Annotated in this window: 16 protein-coding genes and 1 pseudogene; 3 read left to right on the top strand and 14 right to left on the bottom strand. The window is 58.7% G+C overall.

Annotated features, from left to right (window positions below; genetic code table 11):
- Nucleotides 1-286: 286 nt before the first annotated feature.
- A pseudogene (locus tag ABH944_RS32445) lies at nucleotides 287-413 on the bottom strand (DUF5131 family protein); the annotation flags it as partial.
- Nucleotides 414-875: 462 nt separating this feature from the next.
- On the opposite strand from ABH944_RS32445, the gene ABH944_RS32440 reads away from it, so the two are divergent.
- The gene (locus ABH944_RS32440) at nucleotides 876-2126 is read left to right on the top strand and encodes an AlbA family DNA-binding domain-containing protein (protein WP_404611349.1); all 1251 of its coding nucleotides are present in this window, start codon (nucleotides 876-878) and stop codon (nucleotides 2124-2126) included.
- Between the two features lie 28 nt (nucleotides 2127-2154).
- On the opposite strand, the gene ABH944_RS32435 is transcribed toward ABH944_RS32440, so the two are convergent.
- The gene (locus tag ABH944_RS32435; protein WP_404611348.1) at nucleotides 2155-2382 is read right to left on the bottom strand and encodes a hypothetical protein; all 228 of its coding nucleotides are present in this window, start codon (nucleotides 2380-2382) and stop codon (nucleotides 2155-2157) included.
- 318 nt (nucleotides 2383-2700) lie between these two features.
- Here ABH944_RS32435 and ABH944_RS32430 point away from each other — a divergent pair, with 318 nt between their 5' ends.
- Entirely contained in the window at nucleotides 2701-2991 is a 291-nt protein-coding gene (locus ABH944_RS32430; RefSeq protein WP_404611347.1) for a hypothetical protein, read from the top strand.
- Between the two features lie 386 nt (nucleotides 2992-3377).
- Here ABH944_RS32430 and ABH944_RS32425 read toward each other — a convergent pair whose 3' ends face one another.
- Nucleotides 3378-4436, bottom strand: a complete 1059-nt coding sequence (locus ABH944_RS32425) for a DNA-binding protein (protein WP_404611346.1) — start codon at nucleotides 4434-4436, stop codon at nucleotides 3378-3380.
- Nucleotides 4437-4579: 143 nt separating this feature from the next.
- Here ABH944_RS32425 and ABH944_RS32420 point away from each other — a divergent pair, with 143 nt between their 5' ends.
- Nucleotides 4580-5773 carry a tyrosine-type recombinase/integrase gene (locus ABH944_RS32420; protein ID WP_404611345.1) on the top strand — a complete coding sequence of 398 codons (1194 nt, stop codon included), beginning with the start codon at nucleotides 4580-4582 and terminating at the stop codon, nucleotides 5771-5773.
- 570 nt (nucleotides 5774-6343) lie between these two features.
- Here ABH944_RS32420 and ABH944_RS32415 read toward each other — a convergent pair.
- From ABH944_RS32415 to ABH944_RS32365, 11 genes are all read right to left on the bottom strand, one after another.
- Entirely contained in the window at nucleotides 6344-6928 is a 585-nt protein-coding gene (locus ABH944_RS32415) for a c-type cytochrome (RefSeq protein ID WP_404611483.1), read from the bottom strand.
- Nucleotides 6929-6973: 45 nt separating this feature from the next.
- Complete coding sequence (locus ABH944_RS32410) at nucleotides 6974-8929, bottom strand: thiamine pyrophosphate-binding protein (RefSeq protein ID WP_404611344.1); 1956 nt, start codon at nucleotides 8927-8929, stop codon at nucleotides 6974-6976.
- A 125-nt stretch (nucleotides 8930-9054) separates the two neighbouring features.
- Nucleotides 9055-9618: a VOC family protein gene (locus ABH944_RS32405; protein ID WP_404611343.1), complete on the bottom strand. Its 564-nt coding sequence runs from the start codon at nucleotides 9616-9618 to the stop codon at nucleotides 9055-9057.
- 31 nt (nucleotides 9619-9649) lie between these two features.
- Nucleotides 9650-10642, bottom strand: a complete 993-nt coding sequence (locus tag ABH944_RS32400; RefSeq protein WP_404611342.1) for a fumarylacetoacetate hydrolase family protein — start codon at nucleotides 10640-10642, stop codon at nucleotides 9650-9652.
- 64 nt (nucleotides 10643-10706) lie between these two features.
- On the bottom strand, nucleotides 10707-11849 hold the full coding sequence (locus ABH944_RS32395; protein WP_404611341.1) for a porin: 1143 nt from the start codon (nucleotides 11847-11849) through the stop codon (nucleotides 10707-10709).
- 92 nt (nucleotides 11850-11941) lie between these two features.
- Nucleotides 11942-13261, bottom strand: a complete 1320-nt coding sequence (locus ABH944_RS32390; RefSeq protein ID WP_404611340.1) for an MFS transporter — start codon at nucleotides 13259-13261, stop codon at nucleotides 11942-11944.
- Nucleotides 13262-13422: 161 nt separating this feature from the next.
- A complete protein-coding gene (locus tag ABH944_RS32385; RefSeq protein WP_404611339.1) occupies nucleotides 13423-14283 on the bottom strand; it encodes an enoyl-CoA hydratase/isomerase family protein in 861 nt (286 codons plus the stop codon).
- Nucleotides 14284-14304: 21 nt separating this feature from the next.
- Nucleotides 14305-15843 carry a UbiD family decarboxylase gene (locus ABH944_RS32380; protein ID WP_404611338.1) on the bottom strand — a complete coding sequence of 513 codons (1539 nt, stop codon included), beginning with the start codon at nucleotides 15841-15843 and terminating at the stop codon, nucleotides 14305-14307.
- On the bottom strand, nucleotides 15840-17369 hold the full coding sequence (locus ABH944_RS32375) for a class I adenylate-forming enzyme family protein (protein WP_404611337.1): 1530 nt from the start codon (nucleotides 17367-17369) through the stop codon (nucleotides 15840-15842). The genes ABH944_RS32380 and ABH944_RS32375 overlap by 4 nt, the downstream gene beginning before the upstream one ends.
- 113 nt (nucleotides 17370-17482) lie before the next feature.
- Nucleotides 17483-18280, bottom strand: coding sequence for an alpha/beta fold hydrolase (locus ABH944_RS32370; protein ID WP_404611336.1), 798 nt, complete (start codon nucleotides 18278-18280; stop codon nucleotides 17483-17485).
- A gap of 569 nt (nucleotides 18281-18849) precedes the next feature.
- A partial coding sequence (locus ABH944_RS32365; RefSeq protein WP_404611335.1) for a PAS domain-containing protein occupies nucleotides 18850-19152 on the bottom strand: 303 nt, incomplete at its 5' end.

Here is a 19152-nt window from a genome sequence, read left to right as displayed (position 1 = left end):
CCGAGCCTGAAATGCGAGGGCAAGACCCAACGAACGTAATCCAACTTGGAGTCGAGTCTAGCTTGGCGCAAACAATGAGGAAACGGGTCTCTTGCTAGCAGTAGCGCGGATACTTCTGCGATGCACAAATGACGGAAGCTGGCTGAATGTCGCCAACTTCCGCCTTAAAGGCCAACAACGAAGTCCTTTTGGAGCCAATTCTACACACTGCCTCTGCGGGTGCGGATGTCCACCTTTCCACGCCGTGGATACCTGCCCCCACACTTGTGTGCGAGCCATTCTTGTGACAGGCTGACCGGGCCAAGGAGAGGCTCCATCGAAAGGAAGCGCACCGTGGCAGGAATATCGAGTAGCTTCGGAATGTCGCGGTCTGCCTCTTCCTGGTTGACGATCGTAGCGCCGAGCCAGACGTGCGGCCATGCCGCTTCATTCCACCACATATCGACCTCCCATGCGGGTTCTATGCTGGGAAGTTGTCTGTGACTGTTGTCGCGGGGAGCGACCGCTTGGGCTGCACCGGAGCATGTCCACGCTGTCATTCATTGCGTTTGGCATACGTGGCTACTGCGCCCTTTGACGGAAGTTTGGCCCTGGTGGTAACCGCAACCATCTGAAGGACTTCGCATAAGAGATGCCCCCGGCGGAACTCCACGCCGTCTTGATCAGCTCCCATATCTCGCCCGGATATCGGTTTCCTTTTCCTTCTTGGGATTCGCTGCTCGATGAGGGGTTCATGACGGACATGTTCGCTGCTCGTGAACATGTTCAAGCGTTGCTTTGTCCCATCTGAACATGTATTGGCTATCATACGACCGATATCTGGCAAGGCTTCCAGGGAGTTTCCGAGATTTGGTCCGACTTCCTTTCGAACATGTATGAATCGTCTGGAGCGTCTCGGAGCGCGGCAGTTACAAGAAGACTTTTGGGGGGTGTACGTGATTCCACATGCGCGGCTTGACGCAGCGACTGAACAGGATATTGAGAATCTAATCGATCACGGTGTGCGAGAGAGCCGGACTCTTGACTACAAGAGGGATTGGCCAACCGACCGGGATTCCCGTATAGCAGTTGCACAGGATGTTTGCGCATTCGCAAACACTGTCGGAGGCGATCTCGTATTTGGTATCGATGACAAGAAGACTGGCATCGCGACCAAGGTTTCTCCCATCCACGTCGAAAATATCGACAAGGAACTTCTCGCCCTCACGAGTTTCTTGCGCGACTCCCTGGAACCGCGAGTCACCGGCGGCCTGATCGCGCACGCCGTGCCGATCGCCCTGGGCGGCTACGTGATCATCTTGCGTGTAGCCGCGAGCCCGAGTGCGCCTCATCGCGTAACGAAGGACAACCATTTCTATGCCAGGACTTCTGTAGGAAAGGAACCGATGGACATTCAAGGCATCCGCCATGCTTTCGCTGCCGGTGCAACATTGGGGCAGGACATCCGAACGTTCTGCACCGAGGCATTGGCCAGGATCAATGGGCTGCAAAGTCCAATGCAAGACATGGACGGTCCCGTCTTCGTCTGCCACTTGATCCCGATATCGGCATTTTCCCGGTACGAAACACACGGCATCGATTCGCTCATAGCGGCCGGCCAAATGCTGCGATCGTCCAGGGATGGACCGATTGATATCCGGATGAAAGCCCCGCGCGCCAATCTTGAAGGGGTCGTGTGCCTGCCTGCGCGCCTACAGAATGCAATGGGTTACGCTCAACTCTACCGAAATGGCGTGGTCGAACTAACGTTCGGCGACATGCTTGTACACTCTCCGCTCGATGACGAAGACGACGGTCTTTCGCTGTTTCCCGAAATTTACGAAATCCCGTTGGTACGTCACGGACTTCCAGCGATCTTTCAGACGCTCGCCGCCCTCGACATCGCACCACCCGCCTATGTGATCCTGAATTGGCTCTATACACACGCCACGCGGATCGCCGTCGAAATCTCACCCCATCACGTAGAGTTTCTCGAACTGCCCTCGAAGTTGGCGCAGATCACGGCTCCGCCGCTGTACATCGAGTCCTACGACGTGGATCCCCTCACCGTGCTCCGGCCAGCATTCGATGTGCTGTGGAACGCTGTCGGCATTGCCCACACCAAGACGAAATTCGAGGGTGAGTAGGACGCATGACGCTCTATTTCGCAACGTCTTATATGCGCTCTCGCACAATGTGCAGCAGGCCTTGGGCTATGACCACGTTTGCGTTGCTCGACACATCCGTCGCGCCGTTCTTCAACATGGTTAGCGGCATTGATGCTGCGACTGGCTCCCAAGCGCGAAGCAGCGCTTCTGGGTCGGGATGTGTCTGGAAGAGAACGGCGAGGGCCGCAGTGAACACCGTTGCGGGGTCGGCGTCGTCAGCTTGAGGCAGGTCCATATGAATGTCCCTCCGTTGTGCTGGGGTGTTCGGAGTATATTCCGCCGATCACCTCGCTCCCGCAAGAAACAAAGCGCTCGCGAGAGGCCGGTTACCTCTTCACATCACTAGCCATTCATCTGACCCAGACGACTCCTACTGGACTAGAATCGGTCTCTCTCAAAACTTATCGGCGGGCGAATTAGCACCTATCAGACTCTGGCAAAACAAGCTTTGGAGGCACAAACGCAGGCACGGGCGCGGTTGGAGGAATTGCGCCTCGCGGTTGCGAACCTCCGAAACGATCTTGCAGGTCAAATTCAAGCGCCGGAAGGAAGCGTGAACATTGTGCAGGGCAAACCCGATGGAACGCTGAAAACGGTAATTCCTCAATCCTTGACTTACACCGAGGGGCACACCATTCAGTTCCAAATTCAGGTCCGGCTCGACGGCGCCAAGAGCGCGGTAGCGAAACTTTCGGTGCCGGCCGCGATTGCGCACGCCGACGCCAGCATTGTTCTTACGATCGAGGATAATCGGTCACACGGTTATCGGCCCGCCAACAATGCAGGCGTGATCAGCCTAATCGTGGATAGCTTGGCTCGACAGGCTGGTGAAGTAGGCGTTTAGCCGCTCACTCTCGCGGATGCTCAGTTTAGCGGGCTGTTTCGACCTGATGCGTGCGACGGACCGGAGGGGTAGTCTGCCGATATACCGCTTGGCTGCGCGCGTAAGCCTTTCGACGTTGCGACGGCGTTCCGGGTCATAGATGTCGTATCCGATACCGTCGATCACCACGCTTTACTCGCAAACCATCTGGGAGATGTCTTCGCTGCACTTCTTCTGCCATCCCCACCAGGCGCGTTCCCTGCCGACCGGTAGGAGTTCAGTCCGCACCCAGTGATACCAGCGTTCGCGGTCTGTCACCGTCAAGCGCAGCCAATCGCGCGATACCGCATTAGCACCGGTCCAAGCCTGGATCGTACGTCACCCGCGCCGAATTCCTCCCAATGAAATTACAGCTTCTTCGTTCGCGGCGATTTGCCCACCGGGCCACTGCTCTTGCGCGGTGCTACTGTCGACTTTGCTGACCGCTTCGCCATCGACACCTTCTGCCCGGCAGCGGCCTGCGTCAACGACAACGCCAGTTGGTCGCGTTGATCACGCGCCTGCACAGCTTCATCGACATAACGCGCGTTCTCAGTACGCAGCGCATCCAGCTTACCCTCCAGCACACCCACTTGCTGACGTAGATTTCCGACTTGCCCCTGCAGCTTCTGCACGTCGTCGCGATACCGGACACTGCCCTGCTCCATTTTACGGTTAGCCGTATCAAGTTCCTTCAGCAAGCGCGCGGCCGCTTGCCGCTCGCGATCGATCTCCAGCAGCGCTCGGCTCTCGGCGGCTTTGAGCCGTTCCTGCGCCAACTTGCCGTCGGCACGCAGCTTGTCCAGTTCGGAGGCGAAGTCATGTCGAGCGGTTTCGAGCGCCCGCTGCAACTGCTGCTCGCCCTTTTGCACAAGGCCTAGTTGGTCTTGTAAAGCAGATGCAGCGGCCACGGAGATAGCCAGCGCCTGGTCAAGTTCCGTGACGCGGGTCTGCGCTCCGTCCAGCGCGGCCGCACTGCCTGTTAGTTCCTGCCGCAACTTGTCGCGTTCGGCCTCGGCCTGAGCCTGTCGAGCCTGGGCGTCCGCCACCGAGCGTTGCGCCTCGAGCTGCGCGGTCGCCAGTTGTCCTTGCGACATATCGACCGCCCGAGTCCAGAGCGCGGCCAACAGCTCGCCCGTCGCGGACTGCAGCTCCGCCGGCAGGTCGGGATGCTCGATGCGCACCCGGCTCTTTTCCCGCAGGGTGGCCCAAAAGCGCGTCAGCGCCTCGGCCGGCGCGCTCATGCTGCCCTTTTTCACCAGTTGATAGAGCCGGTTCGCGGTGGGCGCGATGCCGTGCCGGAAAAACAATAACACGCAGACCTCGCGGTACAGCTCCTGCGTGCGCGGAAACTGCGTGCGCAGCTGCTCGATTTCCTGCGCGATGTCCGCGTGCAATTGCGCCTCCAGGGCGGACGAAGCATCCATGGCGAGCAGTTCCGGAGAATGATTGTGTTGATAATATAACGTATAACGTCAATTATCTTCAATTTTATAATTGAATTTAGACATTATTACTATAATGTCGAGTAAAATGACGCTTTGTGTGATTTGACTACATCCACCGCGCCATGCCCCTTCCTGAGCCCCTTCGCGTGTCCGACGGCACACTTGCGCCGCTCGAACAGTTATCTCTGCCGTCCGATTTAGACGGTGGACATGGCACGAACCGGGCACTCGGCGCCCGGCCTCAAATTGCTGCGCAAAATGATGTCGACGCGATCAGGGCGTGGCTCGCGCGCTTCATCGATACGAAGGCGACCTTTGACACCTACCGCAAGGAGTCCGAACGCCTGCTGCTGTGGTCAACCACCGAACTGCGCAAGCCGCTCTCCTCGCTTACGCATGAAGACCTGCTTGTTTACCGGCGGTTTCTGGCGGACCCGCAGCCAGCGCAACGCTGGGTCATGACCGGTCGCAAAGTGGCTCGCGCGGACCCATTCTGGCGGCCGTTCGCGGGTCCGCTCTCCCCCGCGAGTGAGCGTCAGGCAATTGTGATCCTGAATACGCTCTTTGCCTGGCTGGTCAACGCGGGCTACCTGGCCGGCAATCCGCTCTCCCTGTCGCGTCAACGCGCACGCAAGGCCAAGCCGCGGGTGACGCGCTTCCTGGAAGACGATCTCTGGCAGGCCGTCAAAACCTCGATCGACGCGATGCCTCGTGACACCGCGCGCGAGCAGGAACACTACGCGCGGGTGCGTTGGCTAATCTCGCTCTTGTATCTGATGGGGCTGCGCATCTCGGAAGTTGTCAGCAATCCGATGGGGAGCTTTTTTAGGCGACGTGATCGCGACGGCCAGGACCGCTGGTGGCTGGCGATCACCGGCAAGAGTGACAAGGAACGCTTGCTGCCAGCGACGACCGAACTAATGGCGGAGTTGACCCGCTATCGCCGACACTACGATTTTACTTCGCTACCCTATGGTGGTGAAACGACACCGCTGCTGTTGCCGATCGGAGGCTTACACCGGACGCTGACCCGTGGCGCCGTGCATCTGATCATTAAGCAGGTGTTTGACAACGCGATCGGACATTTGGAGTCGACGGGCGAAGCGCGCGAGCACGCAACAGAACGATTGCGCCAGGCGTCTGCCCATTGGCTACGGCACACGACAGGCTCGCGCATGATGGATGGCCAAGTCGATCTGCGATACGTCCGGGACAATTTGGGACATGAATCGATCTCAACCACGAGTCAGTACTTGCATGCGGACGACGATGATCGGCATCGGGCAACAGAAGCCGGGCTGAGACTCAACTGGTAGCGATTTGTAGGGGCCGGTCGCCGGCTACCGACGACTGGCAGAAGTCGACCCGTTCGGCCGTTTGGCCATGCGCTGTCTCGGCGGCAGTTCACGAAGGTACAACGGCCATTTACTCAGTAACGTCGGCGAGCGCGCGATCAGCCATCGCGGCCATTGGCGTCGAGTCAAGCACGGCGCTCCGCGAGCATGCGTCGGAAGCCTTATTTCCCGGAGTTTTCTGTGACTCAATCTTTGAAGGGCCAATACTAAGGGCCATCCGTCTTGACCATCTCCCGAATAGGCGGGTGGCCCCCAATCTCGCGCTGGCCGTTCTCGGAATTTACTGCCGCTAGTGGCAAGGGAATGCTCAAGGCAGTCCAGTGACTGCTGTCGGCTGCAGAGCCGTTGCGTGAGCGACCAGCGATGCAACCAGCAAATGACTGAAACTGACCGAACCCCGCCCAATGCCAGCCGTGGCCATTGGTGCCGAACCGCTCATCGCGTAGAAAACTGAAGCCGACCCAGGACAGCCGGATGTCCCCGCGCTCTCATCTTTGGACAATTGCACTTATCAAGCTATGCAATGCAGGGTTATTTGAGCGTTGCCACATAATTGGACACGAGCGCAACATCTTGTTCCGATATGACGCCCGGAAACAGTCGTGGCATTGCTCCAGAAGGCGCTTTTATAAAAGCAGCAATTCTTCCAACACCTCCGAGCTTCTCATTGACGCCGACCAATGAAGGACCCGCTCCTCCCAGGCCCTGCGCCCCATGGCAAGCTGCGCATCGAGCGGCAAACACCTGCTCGCCGCGCCCGGGTAGCATCGGCACCGGTGTTTGCGCGCCGCTATCCGTTAGCAAAGAGATACTGTCTGCGGAGGGGGCCGGCGGGATGGATGAAAGGTACGAGTGAATATCGGCGAGCTCCTGGTCAGAAAGGATCTTCGCGCTATACGGCGGCATCTGTCCTTTTGGTGCGTGAACATACGCAATCATTGCGCTCAGAGGGATAGGTGACGGTGCAAGACTGGGCCCAGACATCGGGCTGCCCTGTCCGACATAGCCATGACACTCGTAACATCCGTCCCTCACATACAACGCGTGCCCGATATTTGCATCGCCCGAAGCCCCGAGTGCAGCAAGGCTCGCCACGGCACTGATGCTGGACAACATGCACAAAAGGATTCGCCGAATCGCGTAAGTTCTCATGGCGTTTCCCTAGCGCGGCTGGGTGACGACATCGACCAGCGCCGGCTCTCCGCGCTTGACGACTGCAAGCGCACGTACCAGCGCTTGCCCCAGGTCTTCCGGGCGCGATATGGGACCCTCGGCCCACATGCCCATGCTTTGTGCCATGCGTGAAAAATCTATGTCGGGTCCGGTCAATACCGTTCCAACGGTGCCGTTTTCCGGGTGACGGTCACGCCGGTTTGCCATGCGTTGTACATGCATGGTTTCCTGGTGATAAGCCCGATTGTTATGCATGACAGTAAGCAGTGGAATCTTGTGGTGTGCCGCCGTCCACAACGCGCCAGGGACCGTCATCAGGTCGCCGTCGTTCTGGATATTGACAGCGACCCTTCCTGCCTTCTGGTGGGCAAGCGCGGCGCCGACCGCGGCAGGCGCTCCATATCCAACGCCAAAGCCCCCTTCGCCACCCATGAATTGATGCGGCTCCGTAAAATCCCAAAGCCGGTGGGGCCAGCGACTGATCGAAAATGTCGATGAAACCAGCGCCCAGTTTTCGTTTCTGATGACGTTCCATACCTCTTGAGACAAGCGCGCAGCGCTGATAGGACTGGCATCCCAACCGAGCGTCGCGGCCTGCCGGTCAGCGCTACGCATTGCATCGAATGAGCGCTTGAGATTCTCCGTGCGTGCGTTGGTTGCGGACCTTCGTTCCACCGTCATCGAGGCGTTGATCTGAGCCAGCAGTTCCGGCAAGCTCGCTTGCGCATCTCCCGCAATGGGCAAATCAGCAGATGCGAAACGCTGCGCATCCTGCATATTCGATTTCCCGTAAAGGTAGGAGGTAGCTATGCTGATTACCTTGACGTCTGGCCGTGCCGTATGGGACCACGGGCGTCCGATCAAATCCTTTACCGTGCCCGTCACGCCCCATAGATCGCCAACCTCGAGCGCCAGTATCACGTCCGCCTGGGCAATCAGCGTTTTCTGCAACCCGGACTGATTCAAGTAATGGTTCGTCGGAAAATTCATTCGCGCCAAGAGATCGATGACCGGTGCGTTGAGTGTTTCCGCAAGCGTGATCAGCTTCTTCATGCCGTCCGGCGTACGGATCGTGCGGTCCACTACAATCACCGGCGACCTCGCGGCTATGAGCCACTTGGCAGCGGTCGCCAAAGCGCCGGGTTCTGCAACAGGCGGCGCAACAGCACGCAATGTCGGCATCACGATTGCGCCGGGGTCTTCAATCGGCCTTTCCTGGAGTTCGGCATCGGCGACGATCAATACGGGTTCCATGGGTGGTGTAACCGACATCGTGTAGGCGCGCACGAACGACTCGGCATAGCTTTGCAAGGACGCGGGCGCATCGTCCCATTTCGTGAAGTCCCTGACTAACGCCCCCAGGTCCTGAGCGGTGTGATACCACTCGATCCCATTTCTACGTTTGTTGGTATCGGCGATATTGCCAGCAATTACCATGATCGGCACCCGATCACACCACGCGTTATAGATCGCCATCGACGCATGCTGCAGACCCACCGTGCTATGTACGAGACAGGCCATCGGCTTACCCGCGACTTTCGCGTAACCGTGGGCGATGGCGACAGATATCTCTTCGTGCGTACAGACGATCATTGCAGGCTTCCGATCGTTTCCATAAGTCACAATCGACTCATGCAAACCTCTGAACGTCGACCCCGGCATCGCCGCTACATAGTCGATACCCACCGCGTTTATCACATCCACCATAAAATCCGATCCTGGATTCCCGACGTGACCAGGGTCAGCCGAGGGTGATTCGGATAACGACGGCATCTGCGTTTCCGATGCAACCAGAGCGCCGTGCGGTCGCTGGACGACAGGCTCCGGCGGCAGGCTGCTTTCATCGGTCGTCGCAATGGCTGGGCGGGTCAGCGCTACCGTAGCGCCCGCCATCAATGCCTCCTTCAAAAATGCACGGCGATGATGATTCGATGTATCGGCCATTCCTGAGTCTCCTGCGCTAACAAGCGTCGTTGCGCCTTCTTATTGGTTGTCTTGCATACGATCTTCGTCGATGTTCCGGGCATTGCCTTGCACATGCCGTCGACCGCGACAGCGATCGCTTCACATCACGAACGAGACTCGTCGCGACGATATTCGCTTGCTCCCCCGAAGAGCGTGGCGCGTTGCGACCAGTCGTGGGTGCGGTCCCACAGATTCAGCACATCCATTGCTTCGGCCCGGAAACGTTTGTCCTGCTCCGCGGTGGCCGTATGCGCGCTTAGCTCGAGGCGATGGCCTGAGGGATCGAAGAAGTAGATTGAATACAGAAAGTCGTCGTGATTGGTTGGCCCGGTCACTTGAATACCGAGGGCCTCCAACTTTCCTTTCGCTCGATCAACGGTGGCCCTGTCGGCTACACGAAACGCGAAGTGCTGGACCCAGTCCGGCGTACCCGGATCGCGCCCGGACGGCACCCCTTCGTCATTCGGCAACTCGAAGAAAGCGATGCAACTGCCATCCTCCATTTCGAAAAATATGTGGATATGTGGGCTATATTGTCCGGTCGACGGCACATGATCCTCGCCCATCGCGTGAATGAATGTCAGCCCAAGCACGTTGGTATAGAACTCGACGGTCGCCCGCGCGTCCTTACACCGGAACGCCGCGTGATGAAGACTTTTGCAGAGCATAACTACTCCCTTCTGATGAATGCATTGTGGATCAAACCGGACGCTGCACCGGGCCTGCAAAACGTTGATCGATGCAGCCAAAAATAGAATGACCGTTGCGGTCCCTATGATCGATCTTCACGCGCTCGCCAAAACTGAACAGAGGCGTAGTCGCCTTGCCGGTACGGATCGTTTCAAGCGCGCGAATCTCGCCAATGCAACCGCATCCGGCCGATTCGTCTTCATTCGATACCGTCCCCAGGCCGACCACGGTACCGGGTTCAAACGCACGAGTTCGTGCCACATGGGCAATCAGATCGCCGTAGTGAAAGGGCGTATCTATGCCTGTTTCGATGCGCCCAACCTGTTCGCCACGGACCCAGCAATGCATCGTGCCCGAGACCAGTTTTCCGTCCCACAGATCGCCGAGTTCGTCCGGCGTCACTGCGATCGGCCCCATGCTTGACGCTGGCTTTCCAGTGAGGAACCCGAAGGTTCTCTTCAGCTCGCCCGGGATGATCGCGCGCAAGGACACGTCGTTGAGAAGTACAAAAAGGCGAACGGTTGAAGTGGCGTCATCGGGCGAGACGCCCATCGGCACGTCATCCGTGAGCGCAGCAATTTCGGCCTCGAAGTCAATGCCGAGATCTTCTGCCGGAAGAACCACATCCTCGTTCCACGCGAGAAAGCCGTGGGAGATGCCCTGGTACACGAGCGGCTTGTCGTACAGGTCATCAGGTAGCGCTTCCCCACGCGCCGCACGGTTACGCCTGATGTGGCTGACGTAGGCGGCGCCGTCGAGGTACTGATACGACCGGGGTAGCGGCGCGGCCAACGTATCGAGCTCCAGGAGAAAGCTACCCTCGACGTTACCGGCATTAAGAGCCGCATATAACGCCTCCAGTATCGGGCTTATGACATCCCAGTCGTCGAGTGCTTGTTGCAGGGTACGTGCGGCGGGCGCCGCCTTCACGGCACGGGTCAAATCGCGGCTGACGACGAGCAATTCCCCGTCCCGGCCAGAACGTAACGAAGCCAGTTTCATAGTGTGTTGATCTCACTTTTCAATGTTGAATCGATGCCTCGCGGCACCCCGAAATTCTCCCGTTTCAGAACGAATGCCTGACGCCGCACATCATCCCGAACTGGTTCATGCCTTTTCCCGGTGTCGAACTACCGCCTCCGCTGACTGAATAGGCCGCGTAGGTACTGTTCTGCAGAAGTGCTGCCTGCGCATATACCGCCGTGCGCGCCGACAGGAAATAGGTCGCCCGAAGCACCTCCATCGAGGCCCGCGTATCCTGCTGCCGATCGATTATTTTTTGGACCAGTCCATCGATGAGGAACGAAGGCGTCACCTGATATCCGGCCTCGATCGTGTACTGGTTCGATGTGATGTTTTTTGCACCGGGTCCGTTGAACTCGACCTGACGATTCAGCCATATCGCGCCCAGCTGAAAATTGCCAAGCTTGAAATAGCCGTCCAGCAAGAAACGTGAATCTCGATTGCCGCTGCCCGCCAGTGCCACTGGCGCAATGCCGTTGAAGAGATTCGCGGTCGCACCGGGTCCCCCATCCTGCCGGTCGTAACCGACCGCCACTCCTCCTGCCGTGACGTCGTACTTGAGCATGGCGGACCATTCCCGGCATGCTTCACTGTTACCGGCCAGGTTTCCGGCGCACGTACCCGAGCCCGGCGTGTTCGTGCCTCCGGTAGGCGACGCGTCGCGGCCAAATGAATACGTCGCTCCGACGGTGACAGGCCCGAAATGACGCTGGTATGCGACCGTATTGTCACTGCGGGCGCTCGCAATCCACGCATCCAGCGAGGCAATACCGTAGATGTCAGGACCGATGAAATCTGCGTCGAAGATAGCCCGGTAGAGCATTGAGTACTGCCGCCCAAAGGTCAGCAACCCGAGCGGGCCGTCGATTCCAACAAAAGCTTGGCGACCGAAGAGGCGCCCGCCCTGGCCTAGCCCGCCCGTTCCGACCGTGATACCGCTCTCAAGCGTGAATACTGCCTTGTATCCACCGCCAAGATCCTCCACTCCTCTCAAACCCCAACGTGATGGCAACTCACCCGTATTACCTGGCATGCGCACCACCGAACTTCCATTCGCGCTCGCATGGTTAATGTATTCGACGCCGGTGTCGAGAATCCCATACAGCGTCACGCTTTGTGCCTGCGCGGCGCCCCATCCCCACAGTCCTGCGGCGGCAATAAATGATGTGATAGAAATCCGGTTCATTGACGTCTCCATTTTATTTTGTTGTACTATATTTTTTTTACCATAACGAGAATTGCATCATCCTCGTTATTACATCCACTAGAGCGGCGCGGCTACCTCGAGGGCGCCTTCGCGATCGGGTTCTCTGCGGCAGTGAATGAGTCACACGACTGACGCCGCACCACTTTCACCGTGGCCAGCAGGCCAATTGCGGTTGCAGAAAACACGGCCATCAGAAGCAGCATCGGACCGTAGCCGTTCAAGCGAGTGGCACCGTAGGCAATGCCGACTGCGCCCACCCCGGAGCCGAACTGGAAGATCGCGAAGATGCTGCAGTAGAGCTTTCCGTATGCAAACGTGCCGAAGTGACGGCGCACGTAGAAACCAAGCAGGTCGATCTCCGCGCCTATGCCAATACCGATCAGGACCGCTAGCACATTCATTGAACCCGAATGGGCACCCAGCAGGGCAAATCCGGTAAAGCCAAGCGTCGGTCCGAGCAGCGACACAGCCGTAACGAGCGCTGCCGGCAACCTGTCCAGCAAGTACCCGGCTGCAAGCCGGCCAAGAATCACCCCCACGCCCATAATCGATTGCGCAGCTGCCGCTTGCCCCGTCGACACCCCGTCGCGAAGCAGCATTGGAACCATATGGAGTGCAATACCCGTCGTGTTGAAACCGAGCAGCATGAACGCCATCAGCAATGCCCAGAACGCCTGCTGTCTGAGTGCCTCGCGTACCGTCACGTCGCGGTCCTGCATGCCCGCACGACGCATATGAGGTCGCCACTGGAATCCTCGGTCAGCAGGTTTGTCGTAGAGATTGAAGTACACCACGGGCAGCACGACTATCATGCTCAGGGCGCCAATCCATACGTAAGCGAGACGCCATCCGTAGGCCACCATCAGCGTGTGCGTCAATGCAGGAATCACCGCTGCCCCCAGCCCGGCGCCAATTGCTGCAACGCCGAGCGCCAAACCCAGGCGGTCGTCAAACCATGCAGCAATGGCTTTGGCGTACGAGCCGACCCAGGTGCCCGCGCCCAGTAGGGGAATCAGCAACCAGCCAATATAGAAGACCGACAAACTGTCCGGCAGGAAATACATTGAGGCGAAACTCAAGCAGAGCAACGGCAGCGACACCAGGACGACACGGCGCGCACCGAATCGGTCGATCAATATTCCTTGCGCGAAAGCCGATACGATTCCACTCAAGGAAACAAGCGTGTTGGCAAATGAGATCTGTGTCAGCGACCAGCCGAACTCCGCCTGCAATGGCCTGACAAACATGCCGAGCCCGTAGATTGTCAACGTGCTCGCCCCCCCGACCAACCCAATCAATGCGGCAAAAACGACCCGCCATTGTGCAATGGCCAGCCGGCGCGGCGAGTCTTGAGGGCTGACTTGAGGGCTGACTGCCTCCCTGTCGTGCATAGTGTCTCCTTGGCCTCGGGGGTCCGGTATCCTGACTGGACTTTAGCGCGTCCCCACGGGTACGAATCGCGCCAGTCCAGTATTTTTTTAGCATCTCCGGTCGGGCTCGGCCGCTTCCTCCGCTGGCGAGCCCGACCGGACAATCAGGCACATTACATGATTCAACGCCCCTTGAATTTAGGCGCCCGCTTGCTCAGGAACGCGGACATGCCCTCGTGGTTGTCTTCGGTCCGGATCAAAACGGATTGACCCAGGCGTTCGAGCATACGTCCCGTTTCGGTATCGACGTTCTGGCAGGCATTGATAATGTGCTTGGCCATACCCATTGCCTGCGGCGCTTTCGTCAGGAGCTTGCGCGCAAACGCAATGGTGTCGGACAGCAGTGTTTCATCCTCGCATAGACGGGTAGCGAGGCCGATCCGAAACGCGGACTCGGCGTCGACAGGTTCGACCGCCATGATCATCTCCTTCAGGCGGCCCATCCCGATCATCTGGATCATCCGCGAGCACGCACCCGAAGCGGGAATAACGCCAAGCTGGTTTTCCGGCAGAAGAAACGTAGCGGAACGCGCGGCCATTCTGAAGTCGCAAGCGATGGCCATTTCGACGCCGCCGCCGGCGCAGATTCCGTTGATCGCGGCAATGACCGGCTTTTCTATCGACTCGATCTCGTCGAAGAGCTCGTGATTGGCGCGAACGTAGGCACGATACTGCGCGGTCTTCAGGTTGTTCTCATAGTCGAGTCCGGCTACATCCCGGCCCGCACAAAATGCGCGCCCTTCACCGGTGATGATAATGACGCGGACCTGGTCGTCGAAGTTCGCTTTCCAGATGATATTGCGCATCTCGCGAATCATCCGCTCGTCGAACGCGTTGAGCTTGTTCGGACGCGCGAGCGTGATCGTGACAATGCCGTCGTCGGTCATATGGACCTTGATGGTCTTCAACTCGTCGACGGTCTCCAGAAAGCCCGCGGGGTGGCCGTCTTTATCGATTACGACAGACCCATTGCTTGATGACATCGTTTATCTCCTGTTGCATCGTTAATCGCGTGATTGCACGTCCAGCAGCCGATAGCGGCCGTCGTCGTTCCTGCCGATCCGGCCTTGCGCATACAAGGGCTCCAGCGCCTCAAGGACGTCACGGCCGTCCCGCGAGCTGCCGGCAGCCATCAACTCCAGGAAGCTCGCCGGACCGGCCGCAAGCGCCTGCGCAACGCTAGCGTAAGGCGACGTTCCAAGCCGTGGCGCAGCCGGTATTGCATAGTGCGTCGTGGAAGCGCCCGCCAGGGGCTTCGTACAGTCGAAGCCTGCTTTAGCTCCGGATCGAAGCCCGCCAAGCGACGGATCGATCGGCACCGCCCTGAAGCCGCTGCCCACGACAAGATCCTTGTCGGCCTGGAAGCGCGTGGCCAATGCCCAGTCGATGTGGCCATCGTTGAAGACATCGAGATCGTCATCAACGACAAATACGTGCTTGACGTCCGCCACCGACCCGAACACTGCCGCGATGGCGTTGCGGCCTTCGCCGGGATAACGCTGGCGGATCGAGACACGCACGTTGAACATGCCACCGCACGAAGGCGACGAACACACCGCGACCGGTTCGCGTACGGCCTGCAAGAGCGATGACCAGACTGTCGACTCTGTCTTCGCGGCCACTAGCTGCGCGGTGTCAGTGCCGCCTAGCGAGCGTCCGCCGATAGTAACGGTCTGGAAAAGCGCATCGGCACGATGGGTGATGGCCGTCAAGTGAAAGACAGGATTTCGCTTGACCTCGCCGTAGTACCCGAGGAATTCGCCATAAGGGCCCTCCGTTGCGGAAAATCCGTGGTGGTCCAGGTACCCTTCCAGAACGTATTCGGCATCGGCCGGTACCCAGACATCAATGGTCCGGCATTTGACGATGGGCACCGAAGCACCGCGCAGGGCGCCCATCAGGCCGAGTTCGTCAGTGGCACGCGACGCGAACGTGGCGGCAAGGAAGTCGATAGGATGACAACCGACCACATAGGCGACTTCCACGCGTTCACCGCGCTGCGCTGCAGCCTGATAGATCGCTCGAAGGTCACTCGGTGCATTCAAGTCCACGCCGGCCTCACGACGGCCGCGCAGCATCATGCGGCGGCAACCCACATTGGTGCCGCCCGTGGACGGGTCCCGGGCAAAGTCGATGCTCGCCGAGATATACGGTGCGCCGTCAAGGGCATGCTGAAGATGCACGGGCAAACTAAGGAGACTGGCTTCAGCGCCTGTCTTTACGACGGCCTGGACCGGGGCCTGCCCCGACGTTAGCGGCGTCGGCGCAATCTCCTTGTTGCCGCGCTGACGCAACACCTCTGGCAATTCTTGATCGCTAACACCGAAAGCCATCGCAAGACGCCGACGCGAACCCATTACATTACCGACCAGCCCGGCACGCTCGGCGCCGACGGACCTGAACCAGACTGCTTGATCGCTTTCGTCGAGTATGCGGCCGACGTCGATCAGATCGATAGGTTCTTCGTGGATCCGACACTCTCCTTGCGAGCAAAGCGATTCAACAAAATTGCGGAGGCGAAACTGTTCAACATCGTTCGTCATTGCTTCGACTCCTCGATATACCGCGTCCGAATCTGGTTCGTCGCGATTTTTCCCGGACCGCTCTTGGGAAGCGGCTCGTCGGTTATGTATATTCTCTTGGGCAGCTTGTAGCCGCCTATCCGCGTCCGGCAATAGACGAGCAAGTCGGACTCCGTGAGCGTGCCGGCCTGCACACCTTCGGCATAGACTACCGCTCGAACCTCCTCTCCCCACTCGACGCTGGGCACACCAAACACCGCTGCCTCAGTGACGCCAGGGCAGCCAAGCAGAACGTTCTGGACCTCGGCTGGATAGATGTTTTCTCCTCCGCTGATAACCATTTCCTTTCTGCGGCCGGCAATCTGATAGCGGCCGTGGTGGTCACGCCGCCCGATGTCGCCCGTTCGATACCAACCGTCGTGCGTGAAGGCGGCAGCGGTCATCTCGGGCTTCTGCCAGTAGTGCTTGAACACACGGGGACCACGAATCAATATTTCACCGGCTTCGCCATCCGGCACGGCATTGCCCGTTTCATCGAGAAGACGGATCTGGGTATGCAGTGTCGGGTAACCGACCGTATTCATGGCCTGCTTGGGGAGTGGGTTGTTGTCTCGTACTTCGTGACATACAAAACCCGAGCCTTCTGTGAGACCGTATGCCTGCAACATCGAACAGCCGAGCGTCTCATGACAGCGCTGGTACACGGCATCCTGCATCGGCGAGCCTCCGTAGCTGATCAACTCGAGCGAGCTCAGGTCGTAGTTCGTGATCGACGGTTCCCGCACGATCCTGTCGAGCAAGGTGGGCGGCAGGCTGGTCTTCGTGATACGTTCAGCCTCGACCAGCGGGCCGAATTCGTCGGGTGAAAAATGATTGATGATGTGACGGCCTCCCACGAGCGAGATGGCCCAGATTGCAAACGCATCGACCAGATGGAACATCGGCGATGCATGCAGCCAGCCGTCACGCCGTTTCATCTCCAGAGAAACGAGTGCGTCGAGCGCGCTCGCTGTGAGGTTGCCCCGCGTCAGGCAAACGCCCTTCGGATGACCCGTGGTGCCGCTTGTGTAGAAGATCTGCGCAACGTCATCAGTGGAGCTCTCAACGGGGCTATCGTCGAAATCGGCCGGGTGGCCGGAATACAGTAGCGCTTCATACTCGTTGTCACCGCGGACGGGGTCGCTGTCGGACCAGACCACCGTCTGCTCGGCCCGCCCACGGTAGCGGCTTTCGGCAAACAGCAAACGCAACCCTGTATCGGCGACGATATAGTCGATCTCGACATCAGACAGGCGGAAGTTGATGGGCACATGGATCAATCCGGCGAGTGAGCAAGCCAGGTTGACCTCGATGAAGCGAAAGCTGTTTCTGCCGAGAAATCCGACCGGATCGCCACGTTGCAGCCCGAGTTGGGTCATAGCTCCGGCAAGACGCCGGACCCGTTCGACCAGTTCACCATAGTTCTGCCGCACCGGACCATCGACAATGGCCGGATGATCGGCAAATAGTGACTGTGCTCGCACCAGCAGGTTGTCATAAATGGGCATAAGTAAAATTCTGCCTGGAAGAGATCAATTGATTATCAAATCCGGATCGACTCACTTAGATTCGGTATCCGAACTTATTTATGGAGAATGCGTGACCAGATCGGCATCGTGTCTTATCCGCATTTCACTGAGAGGTCGCGCACCAGTTGCAGGATCACATCCGGTGCTTCGACATGAGGGTTGTGTCCGAGATCGCCCAGATCGACAACCTGCGAATGCATGCTGCGCAAGGTATCAAGCTTGACCATGGGGTCACGTCGGCCAGCGCACAGCACGATGGAGCAAGTCGCGGCTGCGAGCATCGGTGCGAGAGGCTGTCCACCGACACCCGCCGTCGCGGGGTCCGCTGCCAGCCGCCAACCGGCCACTTCTTGCACAACGCCCCTTGCCGCCACGGGGTCGTCTTCCAGCACAAGACCCGCTAGTCCCGATACCTTCAGATAGAACGTCAGCGCTTCGCCTCGTGACGCAAAATACTTGAGAGTCGCACTCGCGCGCCGGGCCGCCATGTCCCTTTCCTCATCGGTCCAGGTCACCTTGACGCTGAATGCCGTCACGGCATGCACGGCTGCACCGAACCACTGGCTGGCAAGCAGGACGCCAATGACGCCACCCAACGAATGGGCCAGCACATAGACCCGACTGCCGGCAGGCAGCAACCTGGTGACAGTTGCGGCCTGTGCGCCAATGGCGTAGTTCGTCGCTTTCGGCGAACGGCCGTGTCCGGGTAAATCAGGCGCCAGCCACCGTCCCCTCCAAACCCCGGACAGACGGCGAATGAGCGGGCTCCAGACATCCGCCGTCGCGCCTAAGCCATGTAGCAACAGCAGAACGTCGTCGCCTTCGCCTCCTGACAAGGTGAACAATGCGGCATCCGTCTCTCTTGCTTCGCCTGCGTCATGGTCTTTCATCGGAAGTCTCACCGTTTCGATGAGGCGAGTAGCGTCCAGTTTCGGGTCTGGATAGATCACGCTGCTACGCCGTGCAACGGGCACGGTTGGCCGTCGTTGTGCATACAAAGCGTCTCCTTTAATCTAGAACGATTCTTATGGCCGGCACCGCATCCTTCGACATGCCACCAGCGGCACATCAGGCAGTTGGCAATCGACGGCCTCTTTGCGTCACTATAGATGTCGGTTATCAAAGGATTTTCAAAGGAATATTCACTGATACAATCGGGTTCACCCGCCTTGACACGCGAACCCTTGAATGCCAGTGAATCTACGTTTCAGCGCCCTCAAGCGAAGATAGAAAGCAGCAGCGCGGCGAAAGACGACCGTCGAAATGCTTCAGACAAGCGGGTGTTTTTAGAGGAAACCCTGTGTCTGACTGGATTACTTTGGAGCGGGGTGCGGCGGGTGGTTGCCTAAACGGCTTGACGCCCGAATCAGATGGCTGGCGCATAGCCGTGCCGGGGCGAGCGCGAGCACTGTGTGGAGAATGGTCCTGCCGTTTGCGCTACGAGGGAAAGAGTGGCCCGCTAACCGACCAGCCCTTGACCAAAAGCCCCCACGCAACGCCCTTCCGGCGAGTAAAGCGGCGCAACAATACGCCGTTGGCGGGAACAGCAGCCGCCTTTGGCCATCAGCGTGACGTCTCCGGCCCAACTGCCACGCTGAAGTGCGAGACCCAGGATATTGTCGGCCAGACGTGAGTCGCGGTTCGGTGCATATAACATCGTTAACGAGCGGCCGAGCATTTCAGACTTGCTGAACCCGAAGACTCGCTCGGATTTTTCGTTCCAGCCAACGATCCTGTGGTTCATATCGGTGACTACCACCGG

Origin of the sequence: Caballeronia udeis, from assembly GCF_044909315.1 — a bacterium.
GTDB lineage: Bacteria > Pseudomonadota > Gammaproteobacteria > Burkholderiales > Burkholderiaceae > Caballeronia > Caballeronia udeis_A.
The sequence above is the reverse complement of the archived record's forward strand: the minus strand, read 5'-3'. Positions and strand labels throughout refer to the sequence as shown.

Excerpts from the sequence above, each read along its gene's own strand:
- ABH944_RS32390 (WP_404611340.1), bottom strand. The coding sequence starts at position 13,261 with ATGCACGACAGGGAGGCAGTCAGCCCTCAAGTCAGCCCTCAAGACTCG.
- ABH944_RS32395 (WP_404611341.1), bottom strand. The coding sequence starts at position 11,849 with ATGAACCGGATTTCTATCACATCATTTATTGCCGCCGCAGGACTGTGG.
- ABH944_RS32415 (WP_404611483.1), bottom strand. The coding sequence starts at position 6,928 with ATGTTGTCCAGCATCAGTGCCGTGGCGAGCCTTGCTGCACTCGGGGCT.
- ABH944_RS32385 (WP_404611339.1), bottom strand. The coding sequence starts at position 14,283 with ATGTCATCAAGCAATGGGTCTGTCGTAATCGATAAAGACGGCCACCCC.
- ABH944_RS32405 (WP_404611343.1), bottom strand. The coding sequence starts at position 9,618 with ATGCTCTGCAAAAGTCTTCATCACGCGGCGTTCCGGTGTAAGGACGCG.
- ABH944_RS32370 (WP_404611336.1), bottom strand. The coding sequence starts at position 18,280 with ATGAAAGACCATGACGCAGGCGAAGCAAGAGAGACGGATGCCGCATTG.
- ABH944_RS32375 (WP_404611337.1), bottom strand. The coding sequence starts at position 17,369 with ATGCCCATTTATGACAACCTGCTGGTGCGAGCACAGTCACTATTTGCC.
- ABH944_RS32440 (WP_404611349.1), top strand. The coding sequence starts at position 876 with ATGAATCGTCTGGAGCGTCTCGGAGCGCGGCAGTTACAAGAAGACTTT.
- ABH944_RS32425 (WP_404611346.1), bottom strand. The coding sequence starts at position 4,436 with ATGGATGCTTCGTCCGCCCTGGAGGCGCAATTGCACGCGGACATCGCG.
- ABH944_RS32420 (WP_404611345.1), top strand. The coding sequence starts at position 4,580 with ATGCCCCTTCCTGAGCCCCTTCGCGTGTCCGACGGCACACTTGCGCCG.
- ABH944_RS32410 (WP_404611344.1), bottom strand. The coding sequence starts at position 8,929 with ATGGCCGATACATCGAATCATCATCGCCGTGCATTTTTGAAGGAGGCA.
- ABH944_RS32380 (WP_404611338.1), bottom strand. The coding sequence starts at position 15,843 with ATGACGAACGATGTTGAACAGTTTCGCCTCCGCAATTTTGTTGAATCG.
- ABH944_RS32435 (WP_404611348.1), bottom strand. The coding sequence starts at position 2,382 with ATGGACCTGCCTCAAGCTGACGACGCCGACCCCGCAACGGTGTTCACT.
- ABH944_RS32400 (WP_404611342.1), bottom strand. The coding sequence starts at position 10,642 with ATGAAACTGGCTTCGTTACGTTCTGGCCGGGACGGGGAATTGCTCGTC.